At 68.9% G+C, this 18,546-nt stretch carries 19 protein-coding genes; 6 read left to right on the top strand and 13 right to left on the bottom strand.

What is annotated here, in order from left to right:
• Positions 1–19: 19 nt before the first annotated feature.
• Both BLV57_RS23560 and BLV57_RS23555 read right to left on the bottom strand, forming a co-directional pair.
• Positions 20–355: a DUF3099 domain-containing protein gene (locus BLV57_RS23560; RefSeq protein ID WP_091292206.1), complete on the bottom strand. Its 336-nt coding sequence runs from the start codon at positions 353–355 to the stop codon at positions 20–22.
• A gap of 17 nt (positions 356–372) precedes the next feature.
• Positions 373–1,596: an amidohydrolase gene (locus BLV57_RS23555; protein ID WP_091292205.1), complete on the bottom strand. Its 1,224-nt coding sequence runs from the start codon at positions 1,594–1,596 to the stop codon at positions 373–375.
• Positions 1,597–1,659: 63 nt separating this feature from the next.
• Between BLV57_RS23555 and BLV57_RS23550 the strand changes: the two genes are divergently transcribed.
• The 4 genes from BLV57_RS23550 (at position 1,660) to BLV57_RS23535 (ending at position 7,015) form a co-directional block, all read left to right on the top strand.
• On the top strand, positions 1,660–3,174 hold the full coding sequence (locus BLV57_RS23550) for a DUF7782 domain-containing protein (RefSeq protein WP_091292203.1): 1,515 nt from the start codon (positions 1,660–1,662) through the stop codon (positions 3,172–3,174).
• A complete protein-coding gene (dtd, locus tag BLV57_RS23545; RefSeq protein ID WP_091292201.1) occupies positions 3,171–3,596 on the top strand; it encodes a D-aminoacyl-tRNA deacylase in 426 nt (141 codons plus the stop codon). The genes BLV57_RS23550 and dtd overlap by 4 nt, the downstream gene beginning before the upstream one ends.
• A 274-nt stretch (positions 3,597–3,870) precedes the next feature.
• Positions 3,871–4,908: a sigma-70 family RNA polymerase sigma factor gene (locus BLV57_RS23540; RefSeq protein WP_091292200.1), complete on the top strand. Its 1,038-nt coding sequence runs from the start codon at positions 3,871–3,873 to the stop codon at positions 4,906–4,908.
• Between the two features lie 448 nt (positions 4,909–5,356).
• The gene (locus tag BLV57_RS23535) at positions 5,357–7,015 is read left to right on the top strand and encodes a fumarate hydratase (protein ID WP_091292198.1); all 1,659 of its coding nucleotides are present in this window, start codon (positions 5,357–5,359) and stop codon (positions 7,013–7,015) included.
• A gap of 114 nt (positions 7,016–7,129) precedes the next feature.
• Here the strand turns inward: BLV57_RS23535 and BLV57_RS23530 are convergent, their stop codons facing one another.
• The 10 genes from BLV57_RS23530 to BLV57_RS23485 all read right to left on the bottom strand — a co-directional run bounded on the left by BLV57_RS23530 (position 7,130) and on the right by BLV57_RS23485 (position 14,879).
• Positions 7,130–7,567: an SRPBCC family protein gene (locus BLV57_RS23530; RefSeq protein ID WP_091292197.1), complete on the bottom strand. Its 438-nt coding sequence runs from the start codon at positions 7,565–7,567 to the stop codon at positions 7,130–7,132.
• A 42-nt stretch (positions 7,568–7,609) separates the two neighbouring features.
• Complete coding sequence (locus BLV57_RS23525) at positions 7,610–8,131, bottom strand: hypothetical protein (protein WP_245757481.1); 522 nt, start codon at positions 8,129–8,131, stop codon at positions 7,610–7,612.
• A gap of 50 nt (positions 8,132–8,181) precedes the next feature.
• Positions 8,182–8,604 (bottom strand): hypothetical protein, encoded by a 423-nt coding sequence (locus BLV57_RS23520; protein WP_143047133.1) that lies wholly within the window; start codon positions 8,602–8,604, stop codon positions 8,182–8,184.
• A gap of 5 nt (positions 8,605–8,609) precedes the next feature.
• Positions 8,610–9,422 carry an ABC transporter permease gene (locus tag BLV57_RS23515; RefSeq protein WP_091292192.1) on the bottom strand — a complete coding sequence of 271 codons (813 nt, stop codon included), beginning with the start codon at positions 9,420–9,422 and terminating at the stop codon, positions 8,610–8,612.
• A complete protein-coding gene (locus tag BLV57_RS23510; RefSeq protein ID WP_245757480.1) occupies positions 9,400–10,173 on the bottom strand; it encodes a 2-aminoethylphosphonate ABC transporter permease subunit in 774 nt (257 codons plus the stop codon). The genes BLV57_RS23515 and BLV57_RS23510 overlap by 23 nt, the downstream gene beginning before the upstream one ends.
• Complete coding sequence (locus BLV57_RS23505) at positions 10,170–11,234, bottom strand: ABC transporter ATP-binding protein (RefSeq protein ID WP_091292188.1); 1,065 nt, start codon at positions 11,232–11,234, stop codon at positions 10,170–10,172. The genes BLV57_RS23510 and BLV57_RS23505 overlap by 4 nt, the downstream gene beginning before the upstream one ends.
• On the bottom strand, positions 11,231–12,187 hold the full coding sequence (locus tag BLV57_RS23500; protein WP_091292186.1) for a 2-aminoethylphosphonate ABC transporter substrate-binding protein: 957 nt from the start codon (positions 12,185–12,187) through the stop codon (positions 11,231–11,233). Before BLV57_RS23500 ends, BLV57_RS23505 begins: the two co-directional genes overlap by 4 nt.
• The gene (locus tag BLV57_RS23495) at positions 12,184–12,819 is read right to left on the bottom strand and encodes an HAD family hydrolase (protein ID WP_342741216.1); all 636 of its coding nucleotides are present in this window, start codon (positions 12,817–12,819) and stop codon (positions 12,184–12,186) included. The genes BLV57_RS23500 and BLV57_RS23495 overlap by 4 nt, the downstream gene beginning before the upstream one ends.
• Positions 12,816–13,919, bottom strand: a complete 1,104-nt coding sequence (locus BLV57_RS23490; protein WP_091293141.1) for a TIGR03364 family FAD-dependent oxidoreductase — start codon at positions 13,917–13,919, stop codon at positions 12,816–12,818. Before BLV57_RS23490 ends, BLV57_RS23495 begins: the two co-directional genes overlap by 4 nt.
• Positions 13,920–14,126: 207 nt before the next feature.
• A complete protein-coding gene (locus BLV57_RS23485; protein ID WP_245757479.1) occupies positions 14,127–14,879 on the bottom strand; it encodes a GntR family transcriptional regulator in 753 nt (250 codons plus the stop codon).
• A 29-nt stretch (positions 14,880–14,908) separates the two neighbouring features.
• Here BLV57_RS23485 and BLV57_RS23480 point away from each other — a divergent pair, with 29 nt between their 5' ends.
• Both BLV57_RS23480 and BLV57_RS23475 read left to right on the top strand, forming a co-directional pair.
• Complete coding sequence (locus BLV57_RS23480) at positions 14,909–16,141, top strand: APC family permease (RefSeq protein WP_091293138.1); 1,233 nt, start codon at positions 14,909–14,911, stop codon at positions 16,139–16,141.
• Positions 16,142–16,356: 215 nt separating this feature from the next.
• A complete protein-coding gene (locus tag BLV57_RS23475) occupies positions 16,357–17,103 on the top strand; it encodes a S1 family peptidase (protein WP_425426037.1) in 747 nt (248 codons plus the stop codon).
• A 335-nt stretch (positions 17,104–17,438) separates the two neighbouring features.
• Here the strand turns inward: BLV57_RS23475 and BLV57_RS23470 are convergent, their stop codons facing one another.
• Entirely contained in the window at positions 17,439–18,542 is a 1,104-nt protein-coding gene (locus BLV57_RS23470) for an NAD(P)H-dependent flavin oxidoreductase (protein WP_091292181.1), read from the bottom strand.
• Between the last annotated feature and the right edge of the window lie 4 nt (positions 18,543–18,546).

Here is an 18,546-nt window from a genome sequence, read left to right as displayed (position 1 = left end):
GAAGGACGCTTTCGGGGTTTCAGGAGCCTTCGATGATCTGGTGGGTGCCGGACTCGATCTTGGTCTTGTCAGGCGTGTAGCGGTTGACCTGCTCCTTCTTGCGCGCGGGACCGTCGTTGGCGATCAGCACCGCCATCCACGGCAGCGGGATGGAGATCGCCACGAGCGTCAGCGCGAGCCACCACGTCTGGTAGAAGACGCCGGCGAGGATCAGGCACGGGAACCGCAGTCCCATCATGATCATGTACTTGCGCTTGCGGTCGGCCAGCTGGTCGTTGTACGACCGGGCGGCCGCGGTGATGAGCACCGGCTCGTTGGCGGGTCTGGTCACGACACCACCTCCCAATGTCTCCATCCTCCCACTCCCCGTACTCAAGCGACACCCAGGTGACCAAGTGCGCCGACGACCAGTGTCTCGACGCCGGTCCGCAGTGTCGGGTGCAGGACAGGGGCGAACAGCGGCGAGTGGTTCGACGGGATGTCCTGTTCGAACCGGCCCGCGCCGATCGCGGTCAGCACCGTCTCCGCGTCCGCTCCCCCGACCAGCCAGAACACGGACGGGACGCCCGCCGCGCGGCCGAACTCGCTGAAGTCCTCGCTGCCGGTGACCAGCGGCGCCTCCATCGTCCGTTCGGCGCCGAAGTGCGCGCGGAACAACTCGGTGAGGTGGGCGGTCGACGCCTCGTCGTTGGCTGTGACGGGGAAACTGCCGATGCGCTCGATGTCCGGCGGCTTCGGGGCGCCTGCGGTCGCGGCCTCGCCGTTGATGATCCGCTCGACCGCCGCGAGCACCTTGGCGCGCACGGTCTCGTCGAAGCTGCGGACGTTGACCTCCAGCACCGCGTGGTCGGCGATGATGTTGTGCGCGGTGCCCGCGTGCAGCATCCCGACGGTGACCACGGCCGACTCGGTCGCGGAGATCTCCCGCGAGACGATCGTCTGCAGTTTCAGCACGATCGACGCCGCCAGCACGACCGGGTCGACGGTCGTCTCGGGCCGCGAGCCGTGCCCGCCGCGCCCGTGCAGGGTGACGCGCAGCGCGTCGGTCGCGGCCATGATCACGCCGGGCCTGGTGAGCACCCAGCCAGCCGGTCCGGGCACGATGTGCTGCCCCAGCACGACTTCCGGCTTGCCGGCCGTCTCGAAGACGCCGTCGCGGATCATGCCGGTCGCGCCGTCGCCGACCTCTTCACCCGGCTGGAAGACCACCTGCAGCGTGCCGGACCAGTGCTCCCGGCCCGCGGCGAGCAGCCTGGCCGCGCCCGCGAGCCACGTGACGTGCATGTCGTGCCCGCAGGCGTGCATCACGCCGTCGACGGTGCTCGCGTAGTCCAGCCCGGTCTTCTCCTCGACCGGCAGCGCGTCCATGTCGGCGCGCAGCATCACGTTCGGCCCGTCACCGTTGCGCAGCACGCCGAGCACGCCCGTGCCCGCGAGCCCGGCGCGCACCTCGAACCCGTCCGCCGCGAGCCGCTCGGCGACCAGCGCGGCCGTGCGCGTCTCGGTGAAGGCCAGCTCGGGATGCCGGTGCAGATCGAGGTAGAACGCTTCCAGGCCGGGCAAAGCGGCCTCGAGCGGGGCGAGCACGGGTGTCATGCCGTGATTCGACCACATCCTCAGGCGGGAAGCTCTTCCGCGTCGAGCCCGAGATCCTTGCGTATGAAAGCATTACCCGCTGTGAGCACTGATCTTCCTGTCTTCTCCGCCGACCTCTGCGACCGCCTGCGCGAAGCCTTCCAGCGCGCCGGCTATCACGCCGACGGGGTGATCGACGCGCTCGGCGGCGCCGCCAACGCGGCCTTCGGGCGGGGCGAGCCCGAGCTCGCCTACCGCGCCAGCCTCGACGCGGGCGACCTGGGCACGCTGATCAGGCTGTTCCTGCTCGGCGAGACCGAGTCGGAGACGGACGCGAAGTCCGCTTTCGCGCCAGTGAGCATCGATGAAGCGATCGCCGTCGGCCTGCTGCGCCTGACGAGCAACGGCGTGCGCGCCGGGCTGGACGTCCGGCCGCATGGCGACGACGAGGGCGGCGCCTGGTGGGTGTTCTCCGACCTCGACCCCGATCTGCTCGGGCACTCGGTGCCGGGGCATCACGTGCTCGGTGTCGGGCACGCGTCGTTGAGCCTGGTCAGGGCGACCACGCGGCGGCCCGTCGGCACGCTGCTCGACCTGGGCACCGGCAACGGCGTCCAGGCGCTGCACGCGTCGCGGCACGCTCAGCGCGTCACCGCGACCGACGTGTCCGCCCGCGCGCTCGCGCTGGCCGAGGCGACGTTCCGGCTCAACCAGCTCGACGTGGAACTGGTCAAGGGTGAGTGGTTCGCGCCGGTCGCGCGGCGCAAGTTCGACCAGATCGTCTGCAATCCGCCGTTCGTGGTCGGGCCGCCGCGCGTCGACTACACCTACCGCGATTCCGGGCTCGCCGGTGACGACGCGAGCGCGCTCGTCGTCCGCCAGCTCCCGTCCTTCCTCAACGACGGCGGTGTCGGGCAGCTGCTCGCGTCCTGGCTGCACGTCGACGGCGAGGACTGGACCGATCGGGTGAGCCGCTGGCTGCCCGCCGAGACGGACGCGTGGTTCGTGCAGCGTGACGTGGCCGATCCCGGCCTGTACGTGGGCACCTGGCTGCGCGACGCGGGCATCGACCCGCGCTCCCCCGAAGGCCGTGCCAAGTCCGCTGACTGGCTCGATTGGTTCGACGCGAACAACGTGGACGGCGTCGGGTTCGGCTTCGTCACGCTGCGCCGTTCGGGCGGCAAGACGCCGACGGTCGTCGCCGAGGACCTCCGCCAGGCCTACGACGACCCGCTGGGCGCCGAGGCCGCGACCTGGCTCGATCGCGTCGACTGGTTGCGCGACAACGGCGACTCGTTGCTGGAGACCAGCTTCGAGGTGCCCAAGACCGTGCTGCTCGAACGCGTCGACGAGCTCGGCGCCGAGGGCTGGCTCACCACCGTGCGCCGGCTGCACCGCACCGACGGCCCCGGCTGGCAGCACGAGGTCGACGAACTCGCCGCGCGGCTGCTCGCGGGGTGCCAGGGCGCGCTGCCGCTGGAGGACCTGATCGAACTTCTCGCCGCCGCGCAAGGACTCTCCGCCGAGGAGCTCTCCGCGAGCGCGGTGCCGGTGGTGCGGGAACTGGTCCGCCACGGCATGTTGCTGCCGGTCCGATGAGGGCGGTCGTGGCACGGGTCACCGAGGCGAGCGTGACCGTCGAAGGCGAGGTCGTCGGCGCGATCGCCGAGCCCGGTTTGTTGGTGCTGCTGGGAATCCACGTCGACGACCAGCCGGAACAGGCCGTGACCATGGCACGGAAGCTGCACGAGTCGCGCATACTCCGCGACGAGGAATCATGCGCGGACACCGGAGCGCCGCTGCTCGTGGTCAGCCAGTTCACGCTCTATGGGGATACCCGAAAGGGCAGGCGTCCGTCATGGACCAAGGCTGCCCGCCCCGAACCGGCGGAGAAGCTGGTCGACGCGGTGGTCAGTGAATTGCGCACGCGCGGTGCCCGTGTGGAAACCGGACGTTTCGGTGCCATGATGGAGGTACGGAGCGTCAACGACGGTCCGTTCACCGTTCTCATTGAGGTTTAGACCATAAAGATATTCGCATCCGGTCGGGTTTTCTCAGTCAAATCTCAGGTTTCGCTCTCAGCAAAACCTCAGGTTTGATCGAGCAACCGAGGAGAGGTCGCGCCCGTCTCTTTTATTGACGGGCTCGGGAACGAATTGGCAACCCGAGGCGTTGAGCACAGTGTCCGGCCGGCGAGCCGGACTCCCGCCGACCGGGTTTCCACAGGGCTCGGTCAGTGGGGAGAAGTGACGTGGCGCACCGCACCACGTTCAACCCGTGACCGGGGAGGCAGAAATGTCAGTCCAGACGCTCGAACGCGAAGCCAGGGGGATTCGCGAGCGCAAGATTCCTGCGCAGGAGATCATCGACGAGCCGGTTGCCCCCGCCGGTCCGGTGGAGACGGCCGACCTCGACGCCCAGAGCCCCGCCGCTGATCTGGTCCGTGTGTACCTCAATGGTATCGGAAAAACCGCACTGCTCACCGCGGCCGACGAAGTCGAGCTCGCGAAGCGCATCGAAGCCGGTGTTTTCGCCCAGCACGTGCTGGAGACCGCGGACAAGATCACGCCGAAGCGCCGCTCCGAGATGAACGCGCTGGTGCGCGACGGCCACGTCGCCAAGAACCACCTGCTCGAGGCCAACCTGCGCCTGGTCGTTTCGCTGGCCAAGCGCTACACCGGCCGGGGGATGCCGCTGCTCGACCTGATCCAGGAGGGGAACCTGGGCCTGATCCGCGCGGTGGAGAAGTTCGACTACTCCAAGGGGTTCAAGTTCTCGACCTACGCCACCTGGTGGATCCGCCAGGCCATCACCAGGGGGATGGCCGACCAGGGACGCACCATCCGGCTGCCGGTCCACCTCGTCGAGCAGGTGAACAAGCTCGCCCGCATCAAGCGCGACCTGCACCAGCAGCTCGGGCGCGACGCCACGCACGAGGAGCTGGCCGCTGAGTCGGGCATCCCGGCCGAGAAGATCTCCAGCCTGCTCGACCACGCGCGTGACCCGGTATCGCTGGACATGCCGGTCGGCACCGAGGAGGACGCCCCGCTGGGCGACTTCATCGAGGACTCCGAGGCCACCGACGCGGAGAGCGCCGTGATCTCCGGCCTGCTCCAGGACGACCTGCGCCGCGTGCTCGCGACGCTGGACGACCGCGAGCAGCACGTCATCAGGCTCCGTTATGGCCTCGACGACGGCCAGCCGCGCACGCTCGACCAGATCGGCAAGCACTTCGGGCTCTCCCGTGAGCGCGTCCGCCAGATCGAGCGTGAGGTCATGTCGAAGCTGCGGCAGGGCGAACGCGCCGACAGACTGCGGGCGTACGCCAGCTAACGACCTTCGTGATCCAGGTGGTTCCTGGCGGTGCCGCGGGATCATCCTCGTACCGGGGTTGTACTCGGATGGTCCCGCGGTGCCGCCAGGGGCCGCCTGGGCGCGAAGGGGGCTGTGCGCGGTGACGCCGCGCATAGCCCCTCCTTGTTTCGCGCATGCTCAAGAATGCAAGGTGCATGCAAAGTGGTGATTCGTTTTCCGGCGTGTTCACGCAGTGGAATACACGTTCGGCGGCGTTGACTTATGACCTGCGTCACGAGACCGTCTAGGCGGCGACAACGAACTCGGTCTTCTGACCAGCAAGGTCACTGAGCTTCGCGGCCGGGCGTGCGCGTCCGGGCCGCTTTCCCCGGAAGGTCGGGTCCGTCGGGGTGGGCCCGGCCTTCCGACATTTTCCGGGCGGGTATTTTCGAGGCACCGAATTTGCGCGCAAAGGAGCCCGCTTCCCGTGCCACCCACCACGTTCCAGCACACCGAGGTCCTGCCGCTCGGCAAGGACAACCGCACCGAGTACCGGCTGGTCAGCCCGGACGGCGTCCGTCTCGTCGAAGCGGCGGGCCGCAAGTTCCTCGAAGTCGACCCCGAGGCGCTGACCCTGCTGGCGCGCACCGCGATCACCGACATCCAGCACCTGTTGCGCACGTCACACCTGGCGCAGCTGCGCGCGATCGTCGATGACCCCGAGGCGTCCGGAAACGACCGTTTCGTCGCGATGGACCTGTTGCGCAACGCGGCGATCTCGGCGGGCGGCGTGCTGCCGATGTGCCAGGACACCGGCACCGCGATCGTCATCGGCAAGCGCGGCGAAGGGGTGCTGACGGGCGGCGACGACGAGCGCGCGCTGTCGAAGGGCATCTTCGATGCCTACCAGGAGCTGAACCTGCGGTACTCGCAGATGGCGCCGGTGAACTTCTGGGACGAGAAGAACACCGGGACCAACCTGCCGGCGCAGATCGAGCTGTACCACAAGGACGGCCAGGCCGACCCGGCGTACGAGTTCCTGTTCATGGCCAAGGGCGGCGGCAGCGCGAACAAGACTTTCCTTTACCAGGAAACAAAAGCCGTGCTGAACCCGAAGCGGCTCGCGAAGTTCCTCGACGAGAAGCTGCGCAGCCTCGGCACCGCGGCCTGCCCGCCGTACCACCTCGCGATCGTCGTCGGCGGCATGTCGGCGGAGTTCAACCTGAAGGTCGCGAAGCTCGCCTCGGCGCGCTACCTCGACGACCTGCCGACCGAAGGTTCCGCACTGGGCCACGGTTTCCGGGACACGGACCTCGAGCAGCAGGTGCTGGAGATGACGCGCCAGTTCGGCATCGGCGCGCAGTTCGGCGGCAAGTACTTTTGCCACGACGTCCGCGTGATCCGGCTCCCCCGCCACGGCGCCTCGTGCCCGGTCGGCGTGGCCGTCTCGTGCTCGGCCGACCGCCAGGCGAAGGCGAAGATCACCGCCGACGGCGTGTTCCTGGAGCAGCTCGAGCGCGACCCGGCGCAGTTCCTGCCAGACGTGACCTCGGAGGACCTGTCGGACGAGGTCGTCTCGGTCGACCTGAACCAGCCGATGTCCGAGATCCGCGCCCAGCTCGCGGCCCTGCCGGTGAAGACCCGCCTGTCGCTGACCGGCCCGCTGGTCGTCGCCCGCGACATCGCGCACGCGAAAATCGCCGAGCGGCTCGACGCGGGCGAGGAGATGCCGCAGTACCTGCGCGACCACCCGGTCTACTACGCGGGCCCGGCGAAGACGCCCGAGGGCTACGCGTCGGGTTCGTTCGGCCCGACGACCGCGGGCCGGATGGACTCCTACGTCGAGCAGTTCCAGGCGGCCGGCGGCTCACTCGTCATGCTGGCCAAGGGAAACCGGTCCCAGAAGGTGACCTCCTCGTGCCGGGAGCACGGCGGGTTCTACCTGGGTTCGATCGGCGGCCCGGCCGCGCGCCTGGCGCAGGACTGCATCAAGAAGGTCGACGTGCTGGAGTACGCCGAGCTCGGCATGGAAGCCGTGTGGAAGATCGAGGTCGAGGACTTCCCCGCCTTCATCGTCATCGACGACAAGGGCAACGACTTCTTCGCCGCCACCTCCGAGCCCACCCTCCAGATCAGCTTCCGCTAACCCAGGGTCGTGAGTGGTATGGCCGGTTCTAACCGGCCATACCACTCACGACCCCAGCCGGGATAAAGCCCGCTCAACTCCGCGGGATAAAGCGGGCTTTATCCCGTTCTAGAGTCAGGCCGCCGCGAAGCGTTGCTCCAGGCGGGCGAGGGTGCGCTCGATGCCCTGCTTGTTCTTGCGCGGGAAGAAGCTCAGGCTGATCAGCAGCGGCGTGCGCGCGGTGGACCAGTCGAAGGTCTCGGTCACCTCGGTGCCGCCGTCGACCGGGCGGAGCTGCCAGCGCCAGCGGTGGCCGTTGAAGTGACGCCACGCGATGAGGCGGTTCTCTTCGAATTCGACGACCGTGTTCTGGATTTTGTACGGCGCGCCCATTTTCATGTCCATGCCGAACTTCGCGCCGAGTTCGAGCCGCGAAGGGTTACCCGATCGCGCCGCCTGGACCGTTCCGGAGCCGTCGAGTTCCGGATGTTTCGCCGGATCGGCGAGCAGCGCGAAGATCTGTTCCGGCGTGGTGGCGACCGTCTTGGTCACCGAGACCTGACGTTTTCCCATACCGGCAGTATGCCCGCTGGCCACGCCGGAACAGTGTGACGGTCATCGCTTGCGCGGCGCCTCCTGGAGCACGACCGTCCGCTGGCCGAGCGGGGCGCCCAGGGTCGCCGTGACGACCGGGGTCCGGATGTCCATGGTGCACATCTGGTCGGTCTGCGCCTGCGTCTGCACCAGGTTGATCACCACGCGCTTGTCGGTCTGCTCGATCGGCGCCGCGCTGACGTGGCCGCAGCCACCCTCTTGCGCACGGATGTTCAGCACGGTGCCGCCGTTGCTGACCGACACCTCACGCGGATAGTCCGCGGGCAGCTGGGTCGCGTCGATCTGGGCGGGCTGGAGGATCATGCTGTCCTCGGGCACCGCCTGGGTCGGTTTGCCCGGTTTGGCCGGTGGCGGGACCGGGAGATCCTTCGAGGAGGACGGCGCCGGGGACGAGGACGGCGCGGGCGGGGCGAACGTCCCGTTGCCCGCGGCGGGCGCCGCGGTGTCGTTCGCGGCCTGCCCGCACGCGGCCGCCGCGGCGAGGACCATCCCGATTCCGGCCATTTTCGCTAAGTGCCTCATGCCCTCAGGACGGTACGGGTCCGGCTTGGGGTTGCATCGCCGAGCCCGCATCACTTGGGCCGTTCCGCGGTGAGGACCAGGGTGCGCTGGCCCAGCGGCTTGTCGAGGGTGACGGTCAGCGTCACCTCGCGGATGTACATCGGGCACATCTCGCCCGGCCGCGTGTCCAGCTTCACCAGCCGGACGGCGACCTTCTGCTCGGTCTGCTCGATGACGGTGGCCCGCAGCTTCTCGCAGCCGCCTTCCTCGGCCTTGATCAGCAGGTCGTTGCCCGCGGTCGTCACGTTCTTCGGATACTCCGGCGGCAACGCGGCCGCGTCGATCTGCGGCGCCGGTACCGGTCCGCTGACCGGGGGCGCCGTAGTCTCTATCGTCGGTCCCCCGCCTTCGTCGGGGTTGCCGGTTGTCGCCGCATGGCTGGCACAGGCGGTCACCGCAACGAGGATCAGGCCCGTACCGATCAACTTCGTCAAGTGCCTCATACCCTCCGAGACGGAGCGGACGCGCTCCGGGGTTGCACCAGCCCGACGATCACCAGCCCCAGCAGCGTGACCAGCAGCAACACCACGGTGCTCGCGGACGCGAGGAAGACCTGCCCCCGGTCGGTCAGCGCGAAGACGCTCGCCGGGAGCGTCCGCCAGTCGGGCGGGAAGAGCATCATCGTCGCGCCGAGCTCGCCCATGGACATCGCCAGCGCGAGACTGGCCGAGGCCGCCATCGACGGCAGCAGCACCGGGATCCGCACGCGCAGCAGCACCCTGGCCGGGCTCGCGCCGAGACTGGCCGCCGCCAGCGCCAGCTGCGGGTCGGCTCGGCGCACCGCGGCGGACACCGTGCTGTAGGAGAACGGCAGCAGGATCATCAGGTGTCCGATGAGGACGATCCATCTCGTCCCGTTGAGCAGCACCGGAGGCCTGCTGAACGCGACCAGCAGCGCGAGCCCGAGCACCACCGACGGGACCGCGATCGGCAGGTGGAACACGGTGTCCACCCAGCGCCGCAGCCGCCGCGGCGCGTGCTCGGCGGCCAGTGCGGCCCAGGTCCCCAGCAGCACGGAGACCGCCGACGCGATCACGCCCGTCTGCACGCTCACCGCGAGGCTCGCGAACGTCTCGCCGGACAACGCCTGCGCGTACTGCGTGCCGGTCAACGCGCTCGGCAGCACGCCGGTCCAGCGCCCGGCGAAGGACGCGAGCACGATCATCACCAGCGGCGCGAGCACGATGACGGCGAACAGCACGCCGAACACCGTCCACAGTAGAGCCTTGCTACGCGGCTTCCACAGCAGCACGCCTGCCTCCCCATTGATAAAGCGCGATCGAGAACACCACGTTGACCACCGCGATCACGCACGCCTGCGGGAACTCGAAGGTGACGATCCCCTTGGTGTAGATGAGCATCGGCAGCGTCTGGACGTCCTTGGCGCCGATGAACAGCACGATGCCGAACTCGTTCATCGCGAGCAGCATGGTCAGGCACGCGCCGGACACCAGCGACGGCCGCGCCTCGGGCAGGATGACCTGCCACAGCACCCGCCCCGGCTTGGCGCCGAGGCTCGCGGCCACCTCCAGCTGAGCGGCCGGAACCTGACTGAACGCGGCGAGCGCGGGCCGCATCACGAACGGTGTGTAGAACGTGATCTCGGCGAGCAGCACGCCCCATTGCGAGTACAGGAAGCCGCCGGTGCCGAGCAAACCCGCACTGCCATAGAGGAACGTGAACGCCAAGGCGATCAGGAACGAGGGGAACGCGAGCACGGTGTCGACCACTTTGGACAGTGCGCGCGCACCGGGGAACGGGACGAACGCGATGACCAGCGCGAGGAACGTGCCGAGCAGCACACAACCGGCGGTGGCGCCGAGCGCGATCACGATCGTGCGCCAGGCCGCGGTGCGGAACTCCGCCGAGCCGAGCACCTCGGCCCAGGCCGAGAGCCCGAAGCCCGCGTCCGTGGAGAGCGACTGCCAGACGATGAGCGCGAGCGGGTAGCCGAAGAACCCGAGCAGCACGATCAGCGGTGGCAGCAGCCAGCGGATCCTCACCCCGTACCTCCGACGGCGACGAGCGGGCAACCGTCCGGAATGGACACACCGACCGTCTCGCCGACGGCGGGCAGTCCGTCGACGCTCGGCACCTCGGCGCGCACCGGGCACGGCTCACCGCCGAGTTCGAGGTCCAGGTCGAGCCGGAAGCCACTGCCGCGCCACTGCACGCCGCGCAGCCGTGCCGTGTACGCGCCGGTGCCCGGGTGCACGCCGACGCGATGCGGCCGCACGCCGAGCGCGACCGCCTGCCCCGCGCCGAACTCCCCCATCGGCTCGGCGGCGAGTTCACGGCCGCCGAGCCGCACGGTGCCCGCGCGGATCACCTCGACCGGGATCAGGTTCGACGCGCCGAGGAACGCGGCGGTGAATTCGGTCGACGGCCGGTGGTAGAGCTGCTCGCTCGGCCCGGTTTCGACCAGGCGCGCGTCACGCATGACGGCGATCCGGTCGGCCAGCGCGAGCGCCTCGCTCTGATCGTGGGTGACGTAGATCAGCGTGGTGTCCGGCAGCTCGGCACGCAGCCGCAGCAACTCGGCGATCATGTCCTCGCGCAGTGTCGCGTCCAAAGCGGACAGCGGCTCGTCGAGCAGCAGCACGTCCGGCCGGATCGCGAGCGCACGCGCGATGGCGACGCGCTGTTGCTGGCCACCGGACAGCTCACGCGGGAATCGCCGCGCGTAGTCGCCCATGCCGACAAGGTTGAGCACTTCGGACACTCGCGCGGCGATCTCCGCGCGAGGCGTCTTCCGCGCCTTGAGTCCAAAAGCGACATTGTCGTCGACCCTCATGTGCGGGAACAGCGCGTAACTCTGCACGACGACGCCGAGCCCGCGCAGATGCGGCGGCACGTCCGTGACGTCGCGCCCCTCGAGCAGCACGCGCCCGGCGCTCGGCCGGACGAATCCGGCGAGCGCCTTGAGCGCGGTCGACTTGCCGGAGCCGGACGGCCCGAGCAGCGCGAGCGTCTCCCCGCGTGCCACCGAGAGGTCGAGCGGTGCCAGCGCGCACGTCTGTCCGTAGTGGACGGAGACGCCGCGGAACTCGACCGCAGCCGTCATCGCCCGACGGCCTTCTTGTACGCGGCGAGGTCGGCGTCGAGCTTGGCGAGCACCTTGTCCCACTCCGGCTGCCAGATCTCGACACCCCGCAGCGCGGCCTTGATCTTGTCGGCCTTGGGCCCGCTCACCGGGGTGTCGGCCTTCGCGGGCAGGCCGTACGCGTCGACCGCCTTGGCCTGGACGTCGGCCGAGAACAGGAAGTCGAGCAGCTTCTTGGCGTTCTCCGCGTGCGGCGCGTTCTTGACCAGCCCGGCGTAGTACGGGAGCGCGAGTGTCGACTTCTTGCCCTGCGCGTCGGCCGGGAAGAAGACCTCGAAGCCGCCGCTCTTGTCGATCTCGGCGAGGTTCATCTGGACGTCGCCGTTGGCCACCAGGATCTCGCCCTTCGCGGTCTTGGGCTGCAGCTTGCCGGTGGACGAGGACGGGCCGGCGTTGTTGGCCTCCAGCTTGCCGAGGTAGTCGAGCGCGCCCTGCTCGCCGAAGACGTGCTGGAGTTCGAGCAGCACCGCGGTGCCGTCGCCGGCCTCGCCGGGCGTCGAGTACTGGATCTTGCCCTTGAGCTTCGGGTCGAGCAGGTCGTCCCAGGTCTTCGGCGACGCGCCGGGGTTGTGGATGAAGCTCAGGTAGTTGTTCATCAGCACGGACGGCGTGTCGATCAGGCCCTGCGCGGCGACGCGCTGGATGAACGGCGGCAGCGTGACGAGGACGTCGGCCTGGGTGTTGGCCTTCTCCTTCTCGACGCGGGAGGCGACCTCGCCGGAGCCTGCGGTGACGGCCTGGACGGTGATCCCGGTCTGGTCCTTGAACTCGGCGAAGCGCGCGGTGTACCAGTCCTCGAGACCGTCCACTGTGTACAGCGTGACCGTCTTGTCGCCACTGGCGCCGCCCGCCGTGCCACCACAGGCGGACACGAGGGCGAGAAGACCGATCAGGACAAGGGCTTTGAGCTTCATGACACTCCTTTGAGGACGGCGGGGAGATCGCGAACGGAGTCGAGGACGTGAGTGGCTTCGGCGAGGTCGGCGGGCGTCGCGGTGCCGGTGAGGACACCGGCGACCACGGAGGCGCCGGCGCGCAGGCCGGTCAGCACGTCGGACGGGGTGTCACCGGCGACGGCGATCCGCCGCACGTCGGTGACTTCGAGCCGCAGCGCGGCGGCGAGCACGAGGTCGGGGAACGGGCGGCCGCGGACGCCTTCGCCCGGCGCGAGCACGAGGTCGGCGAGATCCCGCCAGCCGAGGACGTCGAGGATCGCATGCTGGGTGGCCGGGGAAAAGCCCGTGGTGAGCGCGACCTTGACGCCGTCTTCGCGCAGCGAGCGGATGACGTCCTCGGCGCCAGGGATCGGCTCGCAGAGGTCGAGCAGCTCCGCGTAGGCCTTCTCGAAGGCGAGATTCGCTTGCTGGGCGGCGTCTTCGTCCTTGAGGATGGCGCGGAAGACGGTGATCTTCGACTGCCCCATGGTCTCCATGACGTAGCCGAGGTGCTCGTCGGATCCCATGGCCTCGACGAAGGCGCGCACGACGAGGCCGTCGTCCGCGACGGTCGTGCCCGCCATGTCGAGCACCACCAGTTCGGTGTTCACAGTCCGGCCTCCTCGGCGGTGTCTTCGGCGATGGCAGGCGAGCAGGTCATGCCGCGCCCGCCCGGCCCGGTGATCAGCCAGGCGTTGTCCGCGACGCGGGCGCGGTGCGCGACCAAAGCCGGGTCGAGCGCCTGCGCGTAGACCCCGGCCCAGCGGCGGGCGATGCGCGGCAGCGGCCGCCCGAGCAGTGCACTCGCGGTCTCGGTCAGGTGGTCGTACGGGTTTTCGGTGACATCGAAGGAAAACGGCTCGTCATATTCGTGCGTGTCGCCGATGGTGAGCGAGCCGTCGAGCCGCTGGACCATGAGCAGCTGCATCGCGTTGGCGGCGGCCACTTCGGACTGCGGATGGGTGTTGAGCGCGTCGAGCGCGGGCCCGCGATAGGCCGGGTAGTAACGGAAGCTGTCCGCGTCGGCGACGGTCGTGGTGAGCTTTTCGGGCAGCGGCTCGGTCTGCGCCATCTGCAGCCGGACGCGGCGCACCGGCGGTTTCCCGGCGATCTCGGTGATCAGGCCGCCGAGCCAGGCGCCCGTGCAGAACAGCACGAGGTCGGCGCCATGCGACCGGCCCTGGTCGTCGCGGACGCCGTTCGCGGTCAGCTCGCGGACCTCACGGCCGGGCAGCCAGGTGTAGCGGCCGCTGCGCTCGAGTTCGGCACGCAGCGCGGGCTGGGCGACGCGCGGTTCGACGGCCGCGTCCTGGTCACACCACAGCGCGCCGAGGAAATCCCCGCGCAGCGCGGGATTGAGCGCTTTGACTTCAGCGGCGTCGAGCAGCTTGAAGCCGCGATCCCCGTTGGCGGCTTCCTGCGCCACAGCGAGTTCGGCCTCGGTCCGCACCACGGTCAGTGAGCCGTTGGCTCGGAACCCGACGCCCGGCACCCGCGCGCCGATCTCCTCCCAGAGCCGCCTCGCCCGCACCGCCGTCTCGTACTCGACGCCGGGCGCCCGGCCCCCGACCCACACCAGCCCGAAGTTGCGCACGGACGCGCCGCGCGCCTCGGGCTCGCGTTCGAGCTGGACCACTTCATGACCACGTTCGACGGCCTGCCAGGCGTGCATGGTGCCGAGCACGCCGCCGCCCACGATGAGAATTCGCACGCCGTGCACGGTCGCCGCCGCCCCCGAACGGACCATGACCATCCGGCGAACCCCACATGAACCCACCCAAAAGGTTCAGATGAGTTACCTTACCGTGACCTAAGCCCTGGGAAAAAAATCCCAATGTGGCATTGGTCAGCTTTGAGGCCGCCAATGTGGCTTTCGTCAGCTGAAACCTGACGAAAGCCACATTGGGATTTTTTTTGGCTAGTCGGCGCGGCCTAGGCGGGTCATGAAGCTGAGGCGGTCGCCGCGGAAGAGGGAGCGGACGCGCTCGAACGGCTTGCCGTCCGGGCCCCATGAGACGCGGTGCATGAGCAGCATGGGCAGCGCCGGGTTGGTGCCGATGAGGAGTGCCTCGCGCGGGGTCGCGAGCACGGTCTCGACTCGCTCCTCGGCTCCGTCGAAGACGACGCCGAGCTGGTCGCGCAGGCAGGCGTAGAGCGACTGCTCGGGGTCGAAGACGTCCATGAGCGTCGGGAAGCGGGCCGCCAGGAGGTAGGTGGACTCGAGGCCGACGCGCTCGGCGTCGGCGAGCAGGACGCGTTCGATGTGAATGACCTCGGCGCCGGGCTCGGCCTGGAGTTCCGCGGCGAGCGCGGGGTTCGCGGGGTGGCGTTCGAGGGTGATCAGATTGCGGCCTGGCTCGATGCCCTGGCGGCGGAGGCCTTCGGTGTAGCTGACGAGCGCGAGCGGCTGGACGAGCTTCGGGCCGGCGACGAAGGTGCCGCTGCCCTGGCGGCGGCGGAGCTTGCCCTCGAGCACCAGCTCGCTGACCGCCTGGCGGACCGTCGCGCGGGAGACGTCGAAGCGCTCGCACAATTCCCGCTCGGTGGGCAACGCGGTGCCCTCGCCGAGCTCGGCGGTCATTTCGAGCAACTCGACCTTCACCGCGTAATAACGCGGGATGCGGCCATGCTCGGGAATGCCGTCGCGGACCGGCCCACTCGGTGTTTGCACAGTGATCGAGCTTAGGCACAATGGCCGCCATGCCCTCCCCCAGCCTGTCCAGGCGGCTCGGCACGCGCGACGCGGTGATCATCGGGCTGGGCTCCATGATCGGCGCCGGTGTGTTCGCGGCGTTCGCGCCGGCGGCGCGATCAGCGGGTTCCGGGCTGCTGATCGGGCTCGTGATCGCGGCTTTCGTCGCGTATTGCAACGCGACCTCGTCGGCACGGCTGGCCACGCTGTATCCGGCTTCGGGCGGAACCTACGTGTACGGCAGGGAAAGGCTGGGCGAATTCTGGGGTTACCTGGCGGGGTGGGGCTTCATCGTCGGGAAGACGGCGAGTTGCGCGGCGATGGCGCTGACGGTGGCGACGTACTCGGGCTTCCGGTGGCCGAAGGCGTTCGCGGTCGCGGCGGTACTGGCGTTGACGGCCGTGAATTATCGTGGCGTGCAACGGTCGGCGCAGGCGACGCGAATCATTGTCGCCTGCACGCTCACCGTGTTGACGTTTTCCGTCGGCATGATGATCTCGGGACCATTCATCGCGGTGGATCCTTTCCGCGATGTGCGATTCGGGGGCGTGCTCGAATCGGCGGGATTGTTGTTCTTCGCGTTCGCGGGATATGCGCGAATCGCCACACTGGGCGAGGAGGTCAAGGATCCGGCCAGGACGATCCCCCGTGCGATTCCGATCGCATTGGGTATCGCATTCGCCGTTTACGCGGTGCTCGCCGTCGTTTTGTTGCTCCGGCTCGGGCCTGACCGGCTCGCCGCCGCGCCGGACCCCATCGCGGCCGCGGTGGCGGGCACCTGGCTCACCCCCGTCGTCCGGGTGGGAGCGTGCGTCGCCGCGCTGGGTTCGCTGCTGGCCTTGATACTCGGGGTCTCGCGGACGACGCTGGCCATGGCACGGGACGGGCACTTGCCGAAGTCCCTCTCCGCGGTACATCCGCGGTTCGGTGTGCCGCATCGCGCGGAGGTCGCGGTCGGCGTGACCGTCGCAGTGCTCGTGTCGATCGTGGACCTTCGCGGTGCGATCGGGTTCTCTTCCTTCGCGGTGCTCGTCTATTACGCGATCGCGAACGCCAGCGCGCTGACGCTGCGCACACGCCGGCTCGTCCCGGCGGCCGGTCTGCTCGGATGCCTGGTCGTGGCGTTCAGCCTTCCGCTCGCTTCAGTCCTTTTTGGTTGCGCTGTGTTCGTGATCGGCGCGGCGCTGTGGGCCATCCGGCGAAACGCGCGCGTAACACGGGGCCATAAGCCACGCGGATAGCCCGCTCACCCGAACGTCGCAATCGGTGAATTCTCGTCCGAAAGATCCGAAGAAAGTCGGTTGTCCGGTGCTTGCCAACCTGATTGAGTTCGTGTTGCCGCCGCAAAAGCGCGCCCGTATCCATTGTGGACACCGGAAGGAATGATCCGTTGAGCAATAGGAAATGGTTCGGCCTGCTCAAAAACACGGCCATCGCGGTCACCGCCGCCGCCACTATGTTCGGCCTTGCTTCCCCGGCTCTCGCTTCCCCCGCTTCCGAACCCCCGCAGACGAACGTCGTCGGCGGAACCCGGGCCGCCCAGGGTGAATTCCCGTGGATGGTCCGGCTGTCGATGGGCTGCGGCGCCGCGCTGTACTCCCGGCAGATCGTCGTGACCGCGGCGCACTGTGTGTCCCGCACCGGCGCGAACACCTCGATCACCGCCACCTTCGGCGTGGTCGACCTGCAGAGCAGTGCGGCCGTGAAGATCAAGTCCACCTACGTGCACCGGTCACCGACCTACGACACGGCGACCGGCGGTGACTGGGCGCTGATCAAGCTGGCCAGCCCGGCACCCGCGTCGATCCCGCTGCTCCCGCTCGCCGAGACCAAGGCGTACGACAACGGCACGTTCGACATCATCGGCTGGGGCGCGGCCAGCGAAGGCGGCGCGCAACAGCGGTACCTGCTGAAGGCGAAGGTCAACTTCGTCACGGACGCCACCTGCAAGGCGGCCGGCGGCTCGTACGCGGACCTGATCGCCAACGCGGAGATCTGCGCGGGCAACATCCCCAACGGTGGCATCGACACCTGCCAGGGTGACTCGGGCGGCCCGATGTTCCGCAAGGACAACGCGGGCGCGTGGGTCCAGGTCGGCATCGTCAGCTGGGGCGAGGGTTGCGCCCGCAAGGGCAAGCCCGGCGTCTACACCGAGGTGAGCACCTTCGCGGCCGCCATCAAGGCCGCCGCGGCGAAACTCTAGCCAGGCACGGTGAAGCGGGCTTTATCCCCGGGTGCTTTCCCTGGGATAAAGCCCGCTTTATCACGTCCGGGGTCGCTCGAGCCTGGGTTCGCCGGGCCCTGGGCTTGGCTTGTATGAAGGGAGCCCTCATACAGGGGGCTGTGTATGAAGGGAGCCTTCATCGCGTATAGCTGTATGAAGGGAGCCTTCATACAGCGCGGCTTGTATGAGGGGAGCCTTCATCCAGGCCTACGTGATGAAGGGAGCCTTCATCCAGGCGGGCTGTTGGGTGAGGGAGGCCCTCACTGGCCGCAACGCTCACGAGGCCCGGTCCGAAGCCCGGGATAAAGCCCGCTTTATCCCGGGGTCAGCCTGCGCACAGCCTCTTCGTAGCCCGTCACCAGCTCGGCCATGACCTCGCTGACCGGCCGCACGCGGTCCATCCGCCCGACGATCTGCCCCACCGGCATCGACACCACCGTCGGATCGTTCGCCGCGTGAATCCGGTTGTGCGCCGGGGAAACCAGCAGATTCTGCAACGGCATCGGCAGCGGCGCCGGGGCGTCCGCCGCGGACCAGGCCTCGGTCCAGCGGGTCTTGAGCAGGCGCGCGGGTTTGCCGGTGTAGATGCGAGTGCGGACCGTGTCGGAGGACCCGGCCTTGACGAGCGCCTCCTGCATGGCCTCGGAGCCGGACATGGTCTGCGCGTATTCTTCGGTCGCGAGCCAGAACGAGCCCATCCAGACGCCGACCGCGCCGAGTGCGAGCGCGGCCGCGACCTGACGGCCGGAGCCGATCCCGCCCGCCGCGAGGACCGGGACTCGGTCGCCCACTGCGTCCGCGATTTCCGGCACCAGCACCATCGACGCGATCTCGCCGGTGTGCCCGCCTGCCTCATATCCTTGTGCCACAACGATGTCGACGCCGTTCTCGACGTGGCGCACCGCGTGTTCGGCCTTACCCGCCAGCGCGGCCACCGGCACGCCGTGCGCGTGGCACTGCTCGATGACGTCAACCGGCGGGGAGCCCAAAGCGTTGGCTATCAAGCGGATCGGGTGTTTCAGTGCGACCTCGACATGCGACCGCGCGACCGAATGCAGCCAGCCGAGCACGCCCGCGCGCTCGTCGACCTCCTCGGGCAGGGGCGGCACGCCGAGCGCGGTCAGCGTGCGGTCGACGAACTGGCGGTGCTCGTCCGGGATCATCTTCGCGAGGTCGACCGAAGTGCCCTCGGCGGGGATCTTCGCGGGCATCACGATGTCCACACCGTACGGTTTGCCGCCGGTGTTCTCGTCCATCCAGCAGAGCACCCGCTCGAGCTCGGCCGCGTCGTTGAAGCGGACGCAGCCGAGCACGCCCAGCCCGCCCGCTCTGCTGATCGCGGCCGCCACGTGCTCGGACGGGGTGAAGCCGACGATCGGCAGGTCGATACCGAGCCGGTCGCACAACGAGGTCCGCATGGGG

It is taken from the genome of Amycolatopsis xylanica, assembly GCF_900107045.1.
Taxonomy (GTDB): domain Bacteria; phylum Actinomycetota; class Actinomycetes; order Mycobacteriales; family Pseudonocardiaceae; genus Amycolatopsis; species Amycolatopsis xylanica.
Note: the sequence above shows the minus strand (reverse complement) of the source record. Positions and strands in the feature narration are given on the sequence as shown.